Raw genomic sequence first — 14,081 nt, forward strand, 5'->3', positions numbered from 1 at the left:
TAGTAGGCCATAATTCTGATTTATATCCGATAGTTATTCCTTGATGGGGCGCAAGTCTGCGGCGTTAAGCCCGGTTAGCGGCGATACGGAAAAAGAGTGGTTGACGAATTAGTGACTCAATCCACCGTTTTTGCTCACGGTTCCATGTGCATTCGCCTTGATTTTCATGTACATTTATAGTCATCTTTTCTTCGCCTTTCCTGGCTAACGTGTTGATTAATATCCTATGTCTGACAAGACATCTGTTCAATCCGATCTGGAGTAAAGCATGTCCTCTCGTAAAGAACTTGCCAATGCTATCCGTGCGCTGAGTATGGATGCGGTGCAAAAAGCTAAATCCGGTCACCCCGGCGCCCCGATGGGGATGGCGGATATCGCCGAAGTTCTGTGGCGTGATTACCTGAACCACAATCCAGCCAACCCGCACTGGGCTAACCGCGACCGTTTTGTGCTGTCCAACGGCCACGCTTCAATGCTGATATATAGCCTGCTTCACCTCACCGGCTATGACCTGCCTATCGAAGAGTTGAAAAATTTCCGTCAACTGCACTCTAAAACTCCCGGTCATCCCGAGTACGGTTACACGCCGGGCGTGGAAACCACGACCGGACCGCTGGGACAGGGCATTGCCAATGCGGTGGGTATGGCGATTGCGGAGCGTACGCTGGCCGCGCAGTTTAACCGTCCGGGTCATGAAATTGTCGACCATTACACCTATGCCTTCCTGGGCGACGGTTGCATGATGGAAGGCATTTCTCATGAAGTCTGCTCGCTGGCAGGGACGATGAAGCTTGGCAAGCTGACGGCGTTTTATGATGACAACGGCATCTCCATTGACGGCCATGTGGAAGGCTGGTTTACCGATGACACGGCTGCCCGTTTTGAAGCCTACGGTTGGCACGTCGTTCGCGGCGTAGACGGTCACGACGCGGATGCGATTAAGCGCGCCATCAACGAAGCCAAGCTCGTTACCGATAAACCATCGCTGCTGATATGTAAGACGGTGATCGGTTTCGGTTCGCCGAACAAAGCCGGTACGCACGATTCCCACGGCGCGCCGCTGGGCGATAGCGAAGTCGCGGCATCCCGCGAACAACTGGGCTGGAAATACCCGCCGTTTGAGATCCCGAAAGATATCTACGCCGAGTGGGATGCGAAAGCCGCCGGTAAGCGTAAAGAAGCCGCCTGGGATGAAGCCTTTGCCGCTTACGCCAGCGCTTATCCCGATCTGGCCGCCGAGTTTAAACGCCGCACCAATGGCGAACTGCCGGCTGACTGGCAGGCCGACGCGCAGAAATTTATTGAGCAGTTGCAGGCCAATCCGGCGAAAATCGCCAGCCGCAAAGCCTCGCAGAATGCGCTGGAAGCCTACGGCAAGTTGTTGCCGGAATTCCTGGGCGGCTCCGCCGACCTGGCGCCGAGCAATCTGACGGTGTGGTCTGGCTCGAAGTCGCTGGATAAGGATAACGGCGGCAATTATATCCACTACGGCGTGCGTGAATTCGGTATGACGGCGATTGCCAACGGCATCTCGCTGCACGGCGGTTTTATCCCTTATACCGCCACCTTCCTGATGTTTGTGGAATATGCCCGTAATGCGGTTCGCATGGCGGCGCTGATGAAGATTCGCAGCATTTACGTCTATACCCACGACTCCATCGGTCTGGGCGAAGATGGCCCGACCCACCAGCCGGTTGAACAGTTAGCCAGCCTGCGCGTAACGCCGAATATGAGCACCTGGCGTCCGGCCGATCAGGTTGAAACCGCCGTGGCATGGAAATATGCCGTTGAGCGTCAGGACGGTCCGACGGCGTTGATTCTGTCGCGTCAGAACCTGGCTCAGCAGGATCGCAATGCCCAGCAACTGGCGGATGTAGCGAAAGGCGCGTATGTGCTGAAAGACAGCGGCGGTCAGCCGGAAGTGATCCTGATCGCCACCGGTTCCGAAGTGGAACTGGCGGTGGGCGCCTATGACAAACTGACGGCGGAAGGGCGTAACGTTCGCGTGGTGTCGATGCCGTCTACCGATGCGTTCGACAAACAGGATGAAGCCTACCGTGAGTCGGTATTGCCGAAAGCAGTGTCGGCCCGTGTGGCGATTGAAGCCGGTATCGCGGACTACTGGTACAAGTATGTCGGTCTGAACGGCGCGATTGTCGGGATGGAAAGCTTCGGCGAATCCGCACCGGCGGAACTGCTGTTTGAAGAGTTCGGTTTCACGGTGGATAACGTGGTGGCGAAGGCTAAAGCGTTGTTGAAGTAAGTTCAGAACCGGCGCGATGCCGCCGGCGGTTGCTGACCAACCTTCGTGGCTTGTTTCCCTTTCGCAGGGGAGGGCGCAGGCAGGCCACTCCCTCTGGTAAAGTCGGGGCGGGAGGAGGGTTATTGGTAAAGCGCCGGACTTTGTCATCAGACTGAGCCGCCAGAGCGATCTGGCGGCTTTTTGTATGGCGGCGCCATCTCTCCAGCTCGCCGTTCGTCTGGTAGAAATATGACGTGGGTCACTCTTCTGATGAGAGTCGAGTGAGAATATTTCTTTTGCAGGTTAATTCGTTTATGCTAGCTGAAGCGTTTCAGTTGTGATGTTGATAGCATTTATTCAACACAATCGGGCTTGCGCGGATTTGAATTCGGTTTAGCGAGCCCGGCAGGAGACGCAGGCGCGAGTCTGAGTGATTTAAGCATGCCGACGCCATTGCCACTTTCAGCAAGAAGTCTATATCCTATGCGGGTGGCACTATCATCGTTACACAGGGAACTGCATGACAATCCGTATTGCTATAAACGGTTTTGGCCGCATCGGCCGTAATGTCTTACGCGCGCTGTATGAGTCGGGCCGCCGGGCCGAGATCTCGGTGGTGGCGATCAATGAGCTGGCAAGCGCCGAAGGTATGGCTCATTTGCTCAAGTATGACTCCAGTCACGGCCGTTTCCCCTGGGATGTGCGTCAGGAATGCGATCAACTGTATGTCGGGGATGATTGCATCCGGCTATTGCATCAGGCGGCGATCCCATCGTTGCCCTGGCGTGAACTGGGTATTGATGTGGTGCTGGACTGTAGCGGCGTTTACGGCAGTCGCGAAGATGGCGAAGCGCATCTGGCGGCGGGGGCCAAGAAAGTGCTCTTTTCTCATCCGGGAACGCCCGATCTGGACGCCACCGTAGTGTTTGGCGTCAATCATCAAAATTTACAGGCCGAACACCGTATCGTGTCGAATGCATCCTGCACAACCAACTGCATTATTCCTATCATTAAATTGTTGGATGACGCATTCGGTATCGAAAACGGCACGGTAACGACGATCCACTCATCGATGAACGATCAGCCGGTGATTGACGCCTATCATCGCGATCTGCGCCGTACTCGCGCGGCCAGCCAGTCCATCATTCCGGTAGATACCAAACTGGCGGTGGGCATCACCCGGATCTTTCCGCAGTTTGTCGATCGTTTCGAAGCGATATCGGTTCGGGTCCCGACAATTAACGTGACGGCAATCGATTTAAGCGTCAGCGTGAAGAATGCCGTCAATGTGAATGAAATTAATGCGCTTTTGCAAAAATCAGCGCATGGGGCATTTCGTGGTATAGTTGACTATACCGAATTGCCGCTGGTTTCGGCCGATTTTAACCACGATCCGCATAGTGCTATTGTTGACGGCACGCAGACCCGGGTTAGTGGTCAGCACCTGATTAAAACGCTGGTCTGGTGCGATAATGAATGGGGGTTCGCCAACCGAATGTTGGATACAACTCGGGCGATGGCGGCCTGCGGTTTCTAGTACGACGGTATTGATCTCGGGTCAATATCTCGCTCAAGCAACTTTAAAAGAGAATCAACAAGAGGATTCACCATGTCTGTAATTAAGATGACCGATCTGGATCTGGCTGGTAAACGTGTATTGATCCGCTCGGATCTGAACGTGCCGGTAAAAGAAGGTAAAGTGACGTCTGATGCGCGTATCCGCGCTTCTCTGCCGACCATCGAAGCCGCCCTGAAACAAGGTGCTCGCGTGATGGTGACTTCCCACCTGGGTCGTCCGACCGAAGGAGAATACAACGAAGAGTTTTCTCTGCTGCCGGTTGTCAATTATCTGAAAGACAAACTCTCTTCTCCGGTACGTCTGGCAAAAGATTATCTGGATGGCGTAGACGTTGCTGAAGGCGAACTGGTTGTTCTGGAAAACGTACGCTTCAACAAAGGCGAGAAGAAAGACGACGAAGTGCTGGCCAAAAAATACGCCGCGCTGTGCGACGTCTATGTGATGGACGCATTCGGCACCGCTCACCGTGCGCAGGCTTCCACGCATGGCGTGGGTAAATTCGCGCCTATCGCCTGTGCCGGCCCGCTGCTGTCCGCCGAACTGGAAGCCTTGGGTAAAGCGCTGGGCAACCCGGCTCGTCCGATGGTCGCCATCGTCGGCGGTTCTAAAGTTTCAACCAAACTGACCGTACTTGACTCGCTGTCCAAAATCGCCGACCAGCTGATTGTCGGCGGCGGCATCGCGAATACGTTCGTCGCGGCTCAAGGTCATAATGTCGGTAAATCCCTGTACGAAGCGGATCTGATCCCGGAAGCGAAAAAACTGCTGGAAACCTGCGATATTCCGGTTCCGACCGATGTGCGCGTGGCGACCGAATTCTCTGAAACCGCCGCAGCAACCCTGAAATCCGTCAACGAGATCAAAGATGACGAGCAGATTCTGGATCTGGGCGATGTTTCCGCGGAACGTCTGGCTGACATTCTGAAAAGCGCCAAAACCATCCTGTGGAATGGTCCGGTCGGCGTGTTTGAATTCCCGAATTTCCGTAAAGGCACTGAAATTGTCGCCAAAGCGATTGCCGACAGCGCCGCATTCTCCATCGCCGGCGGCGGTGATACGCTGGCGGCAATCGACCTGTTTGGTATTGCTGACAAAATTTCTTATATTTCTACCGGCGGCGGCGCTTTCCTGGAGTTCGTCGAAGGGAAACAACTACCGGCGGTCGTTATGCTGGAAGCGCGTGCCAAGCAGTAATGTTTTAAGCTGAGCGCCATGACGGCCTCTGCTTTGGTTGTTCCGACCCGCGGTCGGGACAACCCTTGATGAAAAAACAGATTTTTTAACCCCACGGCCAACGAAACAGGACACGTAACATGTCTAAAATTTTTGATTTCGTAAAACCTGGTGTCATCACTGGTGATGATGTTCAGAAAGTTTTCGCAGTAGCAAAAGAAAACAAATTCGCTCTGCCGGCAGTAAACTGCGTCGGTACTGATTCAATTAATGCCGTGCTTGAAGCCGCAGCCAAAGTTCGCTCGCCGGTGATTGTACAGTTCTCTAACGGCGGCGCCGCATTTATCGCCGGCAAAGGTCTGAAATCAGACGTTCCGCAGCAGGCTGCCATCCAGGGCGCGATCTCTGGCGCGCATCACGTTCATCAGATGGCTGAATACTACGGCGTTCCGGTTATCCTGCACACCGACCACTGCGCCAAGAAACTGCTGCCGTGGCTGGACGGACTGCTGGACGCGGGTGAAAAATACTTCGCCGCCTACGGCAAACCGCTGTTCTCTTCTCATATGATCGACCTGTCTGAAGAGTCGCTGGAGGAAAACATTGAAATTTGTAGCAAATACCTAACTCGCATGGCGAAATTGGGTATGACGCTGGAAATCGAACTGGGTTGCACCGGTGGTGAAGAAGATGGCGTGGACAACAGCCATCTGGATAACTCCGCGCTGTATACTCAGCCGGAAGATGTGGCTTACGCCTATGAAAAACTGAATGCAATCAGCCCGCGTTTCACTATCGCGGCTTCTTTCGGTAACGTTCACGGCGTTTACAAACCAGGTAACGTACAGCTGACGCCGAAAATCCTGCGTAACTCTCAGGATTATGTCTCTGAAAAATACAACCTGCCGCACAATAGCCTGAACTTCGTCTTCCACGGCGGTTCCGGTTCTACCGCTGCTGAAATTGAAGAAGCGGTTGGTTACGGTGTTATCAAGATGAACATCGACACCGATACCCAATGGGCGACCTGGGAAGGTATTTTGCAGTACTACAAGAAAAACGAAGGGTATCTGCAAAGCCAACTGGGCAACCCGGAAGGCGCCGACAAACCGAACAAGAAATACTACGATCCGCGTGCATGGCTGCGTGCCGCGCAGGGCACCATGGTCGCTCGTTTAGAAAAAGCCTTTAAAGAACTGAACGCTATCGATGTTCTTTAACTAAGATTCTTAAAGGTTTATCGCTAAGGCTCCCACGGGAGCCTTAATTTTATATAGCTTTCGCCGCAGACTGCGGTTTTTGGTGTGAAAACAATGCGCGGTCAGCGCGCGTAAGAATCAGGAGTCATTATATGGAAGAATTGAATGTTGGTGTGGAGCAGGCGACCGGTTGGCTGGTCAATCATCAGGATATATTGTTGCAGTATGCGGTTAATATCGTCGCCGCGTTAGTGATTCTGGCTGTCGGTCTGCTTGTCGCCCGTGTGGTGTCCGGCACGCTGAATAAAGTGTTGGTGAGCCGCTCGATTGATTCAACGGTGGCCGATTTTCTGGCCGCGCTGGTGCGATACGGCATCATCGCGTTTACGCTGATTGCCGTATTGAGCCGCGTAGGCGTACAAACGGCATCGGTTATCGCCGTACTGGGTGCGGCGGGTTTGGCTGTTGGTTTGGCCCTGCAAGGCTCGCTGGCGAACTTTGCGGCAGGCGTGCTGCTGGTGACCTTCCGGCCTTTTCGTATTGGCGAGTCGGTAGATTTGGGCGGTATCGCCGGCACGGTTACCCAGGTGCAGATTTTTTCCACCACTTTGCGCACGACTGACGGCAAAATCATCGTGGTGCCGAATGGCAAAATCATTGCCGGTAATATCATCAATAGCTCGCGCGAGCCCGATCGTCGTACCGAAATTATCGTCGGCGTGGCCTATGACGCGGATATCGACGTGGTTAAAAAGCTGCTGGGCGATATTGTCGCGGCCGATACCCGTATTCAACATGATAAGGGCGTCACTATCCGCCTGAATGAAATGGCGGCGTCATCCCTGAACTTTGTGGTATGGGTGTGGACCGCCAACGGCGATGCGCAGGCGGTTTATTGGGATCTGCTGGAAAGTTTCAAACGGGTGCTGGACGAAAATCGCATCGGCATCCCTTACCCGCAGATGGATGTTCATCTGTATAATGCCGATCGGCGGGAAACTCACTGATTTTATTCTGACTTATCCGGGAATGCGGCTATTCCCGGATAGCGTGCCATGCTGAAAAATTCCATATCCATCAAGATACTGCGGGTTATCGCCTGAAAGGTGAAATTTTTTCTCTTCGTTTGTTTTATCTTGCTCCTACCTTATTTTTTTCTGATATTGACAATGAAACCAGATCGTACGCTGTATCCGCATACAGTCGCCGTTTTTATTTTTGCTCTCTTCCTGCCTTACATCGGGCCGCATTTCCTCGCATTCAGCCCGAATAGCGTGGATAACATTGAGCTGTTTCAGTCTTGTTTCCTGCTGTTCGGCGCTATCTTTACCTGGTTTTATATCAAACCGCTTCGCTGTGATAAGGAGAGGCGCATTTTCTGGTTATGGAGCATCAGTTGGTGGATCCTGCTGTTCGGCCGCGGGGTCGACTGGGGGCGGATTTATCTGCCCGACGTGCCGCGGATCTATTTCCGCGCGATATCTGTCGTGCTGATAGCGATTACCGTGCTGATGTTGCTGCACCCCGCCATCCGGCGTGAAATTGTCCGGCGTTTTCGCACGGAAACGATACCGGTCTGGGATGCGGGCTTGGTGGTGGTTTATTTTCTGATTGCCGACACTATCGAACATCATCGCCTGTTGTCTTTTCTGTTTTTGTATGACGTGCAATACAAGGATTTGATGGAAGAACTCTATGAGTTGCCTTTCATGTTTTCGCTGTTTTTCGTCGCCTTCTACCTCCAGAAAAGGGAAAAGCGGGTTTCCTCCGTCTGCTATTCCTGATTGTAATCTCAGCCTGTCTGTGTCCGCATGTCCGAGGTCGCCGAACGATATTAATATCGCTAATGTACAATTAGAAACTTCAATTTCCATTAATGACCAAGCGTCCATAAACTGCCGCTCATCTTAATAAGCCTGTTTTCTGAGAGGTGGGTATGTGGGCGGTGTATTTACAGGGTTTTATCCTGGGCGCGGCGATGATCTTACCGCTGGGGCCGCAAAATGCCTTTGTGATGAATCAGGGCATTCGGCGTCAATATCACCTGACGATCGCGCTGTTGTGCGCGCTGAGCGACATGGTGTTGATTTGCGCCGGGATCTTCGGCGGCAGCACGTTGCTTAGCCAGTCCTCATTGCTGCTGGGGCTGGTGACCTGGAGCGGCGTGGCTTTCCTGCTGTGGTATGGCTGGGGGGCGTTTAAGACGGTATTCAGTAAAGATTTGACCATGGTCAGGACCGAGGTGCTGAAGCAGAGTCGCTGGCGCATTATTGTCACGATGCTGGCGGTCACCTGGCTTAATCCGCACGTCTATCTGGATACCTTCGTCGTGCTGGGCAGTCTGGGGAGTCAATTCGCCGATCGGGGACGCGGTTGGTTTGCGTTGGGGTCGATCACCGCATCGTTTTTATGGTTCTTCGCCCTGGCGTCGCTGGCCTCCTGGCTATCGCCGTGGTTGAATACGCCGCGCGCGCAACGGGTGATTAACCTGTTTGTCGGTACGGTGATGTGGGGGATTGCGCTACAGCTGGCTCGTCATGGCTGGCAATAAATGACATTGCTTTACACAGGTTTCGGAAATTCACCTATATTTTGTTGTGTTGGCAATACGTTATGTTACCCGGCATGGCCGATACGGGCAACGAAGCGGCAGTAGGGCGGTCTGCGACCGTCTCAGCGACAAAACATACATAAAGGAGTCATTGTGAAGCTAAGAGTCCTCACATTAGCGGCGCTGGTGGGGTTAAGTACCTTACCGATGCTCGGACAGGCGGCGGAATTACCGGATGGTCCGCATATCGTGACCTCGGGTACCGCCAGCGTTGACGCCTCGCCTGATATGGCGCGTTTGGCGATTGAAGTCAGCGTCTCTTCCAAAGATGCGGCCGACGCGAAAAAACAGGTTGATGCCCGCGTCGCCCAATATTTTGATTTTCTGAGTAAAAACGGGATTGAGAAAAAAGATATCAATGCGGCTAACTTACGCACTCAGCCTGAATATGATTACCTGAAAACCGGCGGATCGGTGCTGAAAGGGTATCGAGCCGTGCGTCAGGTTGAAGTGACGCTCCGCCAGTTGGATAAGCTCAATGAGTTGCTTGACGGGGCGCTGAAGTCAGGATTGAATGAGATTCGCACCGTTGACCTGGGCGTCGCCAACCCCGAGGTCTACCGTGACAAGGTTCGGCAAAAAGCGATTGAGCAGGCAACCAGTCAGGCTCAATCTTTGGCGAAGGGTTTCAACTCCACCCTGGGGCCTATTTACAGCATTCGTTATCACGTCACCAACTACCAGCCGGTACCCATGGCCCGGATGTTTAAAACGGCTGACGTAGCGGTGCAAAGTGAAGCCGCTCAGACTTATGAGCAGCAAACCATTCACTTTGACGACCAGGTCGATGTGGTGTTCGAACTGCGACACAATCCCTGATTAGGACTGCCGAAGTACCTGATGCCCGTACGCCAACAGGGCATCAGTCACCTTTCTCATCATGCGGCTTTCCGGCGCGAAACGGTGCCAATACAGCATCCGGCGCTGAAACAGTCCCGGCGTCAGATCAATCAACTCATTGCTGGCTAACTCTCTCTCGATTTGCAGATGCGGGATCATGCAACAGGTGGTTCCCTGTCGGGCCAACTGCACGAAGGCTTCCGACGAGTTCACGATGTGACACGGCACGCTGCCGGGCGATAAATCGAAGTTCTGCTGCAAGAAAGCCTGATGCATATCATCGAGATGATCGAACGCCACGGCGGGGGCGCGAAGAAGGGCGGAACGCGTCACGCCGTTGGGGAAATAGCGGGCCGCAAAGGCCGGTGAAGCAACGAACAGGTAGTCCAGCGCCCCCAGTTTATCAACCAGACAACTCGGCAACGGCTGAGGCTGGATACTCACGGCTCCCACGACTTCGCCGCGGCGCAATCTTTCCTGCGTCCGGGTTTCGTCTTCCACCTGTAGATTCAGGCGGATGGGCGAATCCGCCAGCACCGGTTGCAGGGCCGGCAGCAGCCAGGTCGCCAGGCTGTCGGCGTTAACCGCCAATGAAAGCAGCAGTGGAATATCGCTGCTGCTTTCATTGCCTAACCACTCCTCTTCCATCAGTTCAACCTGATGTAATAACGCCAGCAGTTTTTGGCCTTGCTCGGTGGGGCGGGGCGGGATTGTTCTGACTAATAATGGCTGACCGAACAGGTTTTCCAACTGTTTGATGCGCTGGGATACGGCTGATTGAGTAATGCATAATTTCTGCGCTGCGCGTTCAAAGCCCCGCTCACGGATTACGGCATCCAGAGCCTGAAGCGTTCGATAGTCCGGGCGTTTCATGAAAGTAAAAATCCCCTGAATGAAGTCAGTTTTTTTCACTATGCCACATTTTTTTGCTTTACCATGCAGAAATCTTATTTCCCGATTTTTTGTGCATGGCGGCGAGCGGCGGCAGGCCGCCAGCGGCTCGGCTTCCGGCGGAGTCCGGTCGTCGGCGGAGCGCGCAAGGCGGCGTTCGACTGCGGTCCGGCTGCATCTTGGCGCCTATTGGGTATATAATGCCCTCCACATTTTTCGTATTTTCGTCTCTACGGGCCTGAAACAGACTATGACACAAGATGAACTGAAAAAAGCCGTTGGCTGGGCGGCGCTTGATTATGTTCGCCCTGACACTATTGTTGGCGTCGGAACGGGCTCGACAGCCGCTCATTTTATCGATGCGCTGGGGTCGATAAAACATCAGATTCAGGGCGCGGTATCCAGTTCCGACGCCTCGACGGCGAAACTGAAAAGCCTGGGTATCCAGGTTTTTGACTGCAACGAAGTCGATTCACTGGATGTTTACGTTGACGGCGCCGATGAAATCAACGGTCATATGCAAATGATAAAGGGCGGCGGCGCCGCGCTGACCCGTGAGAAAATCATTGCCGCCATCGCCCGCCGGTTTATCTGCATTGTTGATGCGTCAAAACAGGTCGATATTCTGGGGCGGTTTCCTCTGCCGGTTGAGGTTATCCCGATGGCCAGGTCTTACGTTGCCCGCGAGCTGGCGAAAATGGGCGGACAGCCGGAATATCGGCAGGGCGTGATAACCGATAACGGCAACATTATTCTTGATGTCCACAACCTGAATATCATGGATGCGATAGCCATGGAGAATCATATCAATGGTATTGCCGGCGTGGTGACCGTGGGTCTGTTCGCCAACCGTGGGGCGGATGTCGCGCTGGTGGGTACGGCTGAAGGCGTGAAGACGATTAAGTAACCTTTGTCATCGCCTGTGGCGCGGGCGGACGGCTGCGACTGAAAAATTTTTATATAAAAAAGACTGTTACGGCTAACGGCTCATTTTTGGTACTTAATATCACTTTTTCTTATTTTATTTGTCGTCAATATGGCGATGACGCTATTTAGCAACATTTTTTGCCAGGAATTTTAAGTGCAGATCCAATATGCGATGTCGATGAGGCAATCGTTTGTATTGCTGACTGCGTAATTTTTGTTATGTTGGACAGCGGCTGTTTAGCAAACTGCCGCATCTGAAGTCTGAAAATAAGGTCGGGAAATGGCAAAGGTATCATTAGAAAAAGATAAAATTAAGTTTCTGTTGGTCGAGGGTGTGCATCAGAGCGCGTTGGATAATCTGCGTGCCGCTGGCTACACCAATATTGAATACCATAAAGGCGCATTGGATCCGGAAGCGTTAAAAGCCTCCATCCGGGATGCGCATTTCGTTGGTATCCGTTCTCGTACGCACCTGACGGAAGAAGTTTTTGCCGCCGCTGAAAAATTGATTGCGGTCGGCTGTTTTTGTATCGGTACGAATCAGGTTGAATTACCGTCCGCGACAAAACGCGGTATCCCGGTATTCAATGCGCCGTTTTCCAATACGCGTTCCGTAGCCGAAATGGTGCTCGGTGAAATGCTGCTTATGCTGCGCGGTATTCCGGCTGCGAATGCCAAAGCGCACCGCGGCGTCTGGAACAAACTGGCGGTGGGTTCTTTTGAAGCCCGCGGCAAGAAGCTGGGTATCATCGGCTATGGTCATATCGGTACCCAGTTGGGTATTCTGGCTGAAAGCGTAGGGATGCATGTTTACTTCTACGATATCGAAAGTAAGTTGCCGCTGGGGAATGCTCAGCAGGTTCGCCATCTTTCAGATTTGTTGAACATGAGCGACGTGGTCAGTCTGCATGTGCCGGAAACCGACAGTACCCAGAATATGATGGGCGCTGAAGAAATGGCGCTGATGAAGCCGGGCTCTATTCTGATTAACGCCTCTCGCGGTACGGTGGTTGATATTCCCGCACTGTGCGATGCATTGTCCAGCAAGCATATCGTCGGCGCGGCGATCGACGTTTTCCCCAAAGAGCCCGCGTCCAATGGCGAGCCTTTCCAGTCGCCGCTATGCGAATTCGACAATGTGCTTCTGACGCCGCATATCGGTGGTTCAACGCAAGAAGCGCAGGAAAACATCGGTGATGAAGTCGCCGGAAAACTGGCTAAATACTCGGATAACGGTTCAACGCTGTCTGCGGTCAACTTCCCTGAAGTTTCTCTGCCGACCCATAGCGAACGTGCCAGCCGCCTGCTGCACATTCATGAAAACCGCCCGGGCATTATCACCAAGATTAACCAGATCTTTGCTGAGCAGGGAATTAACATCGCCGCCCAGTATCTGCAAACAACGCCGGAAATCGGCTATGTGGTGATCGACGTTGAAACCGACGGCGCGCATACGGCGCTGCAACTGATGAAGGCGATCCCCGGCACAATCCGTGCCCGTCTGTTGTACTAAGTTGTCATCCAGCCCCGTCAGGGGCTGGCGTTTTCTTTCCGGTCAGAAGGCAATAACCACCTTGCCGCGCATATGGCCTCCCAGCACTTTATCATGCGCCTGTCGCAGCGTTTCGACGCTGAGTCCGTGCAAGGTTTCGCTTAACGTTCCCGGTAATTTCCCCGCGTCGACCAACTGCGCGACCTCATGCAGAATTTCTCCCTGCCGGCCGATGTCAGGAGTAGAGAACATGCTGCGGGTAAACATAAACTCCCAGTGCAGAGCCGCGCTTTTGAGCTTCAGGTCATTTTGATCGAGCGGATGTTGATTTTCCACGATAGTACAAATATGCCCCAGCGGCGCGATCAGCTTGCCGATTGACGGCCAGTGTCCATCGGTATCATTCAGACAGAAAATATAATCCACCTGTTCGATGCCCTCTTTTCCAAGTTCCTCGACCAGATACCGATAGTCGACGACCAGATGAGCGCCGCGTTGTCGGCACCATTCCGCCGAATCAGACCGCGATGCGGTGGCGATAATTTTTACCGGACTGCGCAAGGCGGCAAGTGAAATCGCCAGCGAGCCTACGCCGCCGGCCCCGCCGATAATCAGCAACGTTTTCTCGCTATCGGCCTGCTGGATTTTCAAATGTTCAAATAATCCTTCCCAGGCGGTCAGCGCGGTAAGCGGCAACGCCGCCGCCGCCGGCCAGTCTAGCGATGCGGGTTTGCGCGCCGCGATGCGGGCATCGATCAACTGATGCGAACTGTTGCTGCCGGGGCGGGTGATATCGCCGGCGTACCACACTTCGTCGCCCACGTTGAAATCGCTGACGGCGCCGCCTGTTTTCAATACCACGCCGCTGGCGTCCCAACCCAGGATGCGCGGCTCGGTTAACCCGTTCTTGCGCAAACCAGCATGCACTTTGGTATCCACGGGATTAACGGAAACCGCCTTCACCGCCACCAGCAGATCGTGTTCGCCTGGTTCAGGGATGTCCTGGGTAATGGCGATAAAATTTTCCGGATGCTGGGGGTCGACAGCGATTGCATGAACACTCATGTGCGTTCCTCTCTATGTTTGCTGTAGATATTTTTCTTCATACACAGTGTAGATTGGCATCA

12 protein-coding genes are annotated in these 14,081 nt (G+C 53.5%); 10 read left to right on the forward strand and 2 right to left on the reverse strand.

Annotated elements, in window-relative coordinates:
- Positions 1–268 precede the first annotated feature (268 nt).
- The 8 genes from tkt (at position 269) to ABRZ28_RS03440 (ending at position 9,623) form a co-directional block, all read left to right on the forward strand.
- Positions 269–2,263 carry a transketolase gene (tkt, locus tag ABRZ28_RS03405; RefSeq protein WP_330519499.1) on the forward strand — a complete coding sequence of 665 codons (1,995 nt, stop codon included), beginning with the start codon at positions 269–271 and terminating at the stop codon, positions 2,261–2,263.
- A gap of 499 nt (positions 2,264–2,762) precedes the next feature.
- Entirely contained in the window at positions 2,763–3,779 is a 1,017-nt protein-coding gene (gene epd, locus ABRZ28_RS03410) for an erythrose-4-phosphate dehydrogenase (protein ID WP_330519500.1), read from the forward strand.
- A gap of 72 nt (positions 3,780–3,851) precedes the next feature.
- Positions 3,852–5,015: a phosphoglycerate kinase gene (gene pgk, locus ABRZ28_RS03415; protein WP_319604722.1), complete on the forward strand. Its 1,164-nt coding sequence runs from the start codon at positions 3,852–3,854 to the stop codon at positions 5,013–5,015.
- A 119-nt stretch (positions 5,016–5,134) separates the two neighbouring features.
- Complete coding sequence (gene fbaA / locus ABRZ28_RS03420) at positions 5,135–6,214, forward strand: class II fructose-bisphosphate aldolase (protein WP_319604721.1); 1,080 nt, start codon at positions 5,135–5,137, stop codon at positions 6,212–6,214.
- A gap of 131 nt (positions 6,215–6,345) precedes the next feature.
- Positions 6,346–7,200 carry a small-conductance mechanosensitive channel MscS gene (gene mscS / locus ABRZ28_RS03425; protein ID WP_319604720.1) on the forward strand — a complete coding sequence of 285 codons (855 nt, stop codon included), beginning with the start codon at positions 6,346–6,348 and terminating at the stop codon, positions 7,198–7,200.
- Between the two features lie 162 nt (positions 7,201–7,362).
- The gene (locus ABRZ28_RS03430) at positions 7,363–7,977 is read left to right on the forward strand and encodes a hypothetical protein (protein WP_319604719.1); all 615 of its coding nucleotides are present in this window, start codon (positions 7,363–7,365) and stop codon (positions 7,975–7,977) included.
- 152 nt (positions 7,978–8,129) lie between these two features.
- Positions 8,130–8,744, forward strand: a complete 615-nt coding sequence (gene argO, locus ABRZ28_RS03435; RefSeq protein ID WP_330519501.1) for an arginine exporter ArgO — start codon at positions 8,130–8,132, stop codon at positions 8,742–8,744.
- A gap of 153 nt (positions 8,745–8,897) precedes the next feature.
- Positions 8,898–9,623 (forward strand): oxidative stress defense protein, encoded by a 726-nt coding sequence (locus ABRZ28_RS03440; protein WP_319604716.1) that lies wholly within the window; start codon positions 8,898–8,900, stop codon positions 9,621–9,623.
- Here the strand turns inward: ABRZ28_RS03440 and ABRZ28_RS03445 are convergent, their stop codons facing one another.
- On the reverse strand, positions 9,624–10,517 hold the full coding sequence (locus ABRZ28_RS03445) for a LysR family transcriptional regulator ArgP (protein WP_319604715.1): 894 nt from the start codon (positions 10,515–10,517) through the stop codon (positions 9,624–9,626).
- Between the two features lie 268 nt (positions 10,518–10,785).
- On the opposite strand from ABRZ28_RS03445, the gene rpiA reads away from it, so the two are divergent.
- Positions 10,786–11,442 (forward strand): ribose-5-phosphate isomerase RpiA, encoded by a 657-nt coding sequence (gene rpiA, locus ABRZ28_RS03450; RefSeq protein WP_330519502.1) that lies wholly within the window; start codon positions 10,786–10,788, stop codon positions 11,440–11,442.
- Between the two features lie 300 nt (positions 11,443–11,742).
- Complete coding sequence (serA, locus tag ABRZ28_RS03455) at positions 11,743–12,975, forward strand: phosphoglycerate dehydrogenase (RefSeq protein ID WP_319604713.1); 1,233 nt, start codon at positions 11,743–11,745, stop codon at positions 12,973–12,975.
- A gap of 42 nt (positions 12,976–13,017) precedes the next feature.
- On the opposite strand, the gene ABRZ28_RS03460 is transcribed toward serA, so the two are convergent.
- Complete coding sequence (locus ABRZ28_RS03460; RefSeq protein WP_330519503.1) at positions 13,018–14,019, reverse strand: zinc-binding alcohol dehydrogenase family protein; 1,002 nt, start codon at positions 14,017–14,019, stop codon at positions 13,018–13,020.
- Positions 14,020–14,081: the final 62 nt, after the last annotated feature.

Source organism: Brenneria sp. g21c3, assembly GCF_040240345.1.
GTDB lineage: Bacteria > Pseudomonadota > Gammaproteobacteria > Enterobacterales > Enterobacteriaceae > Brenneria.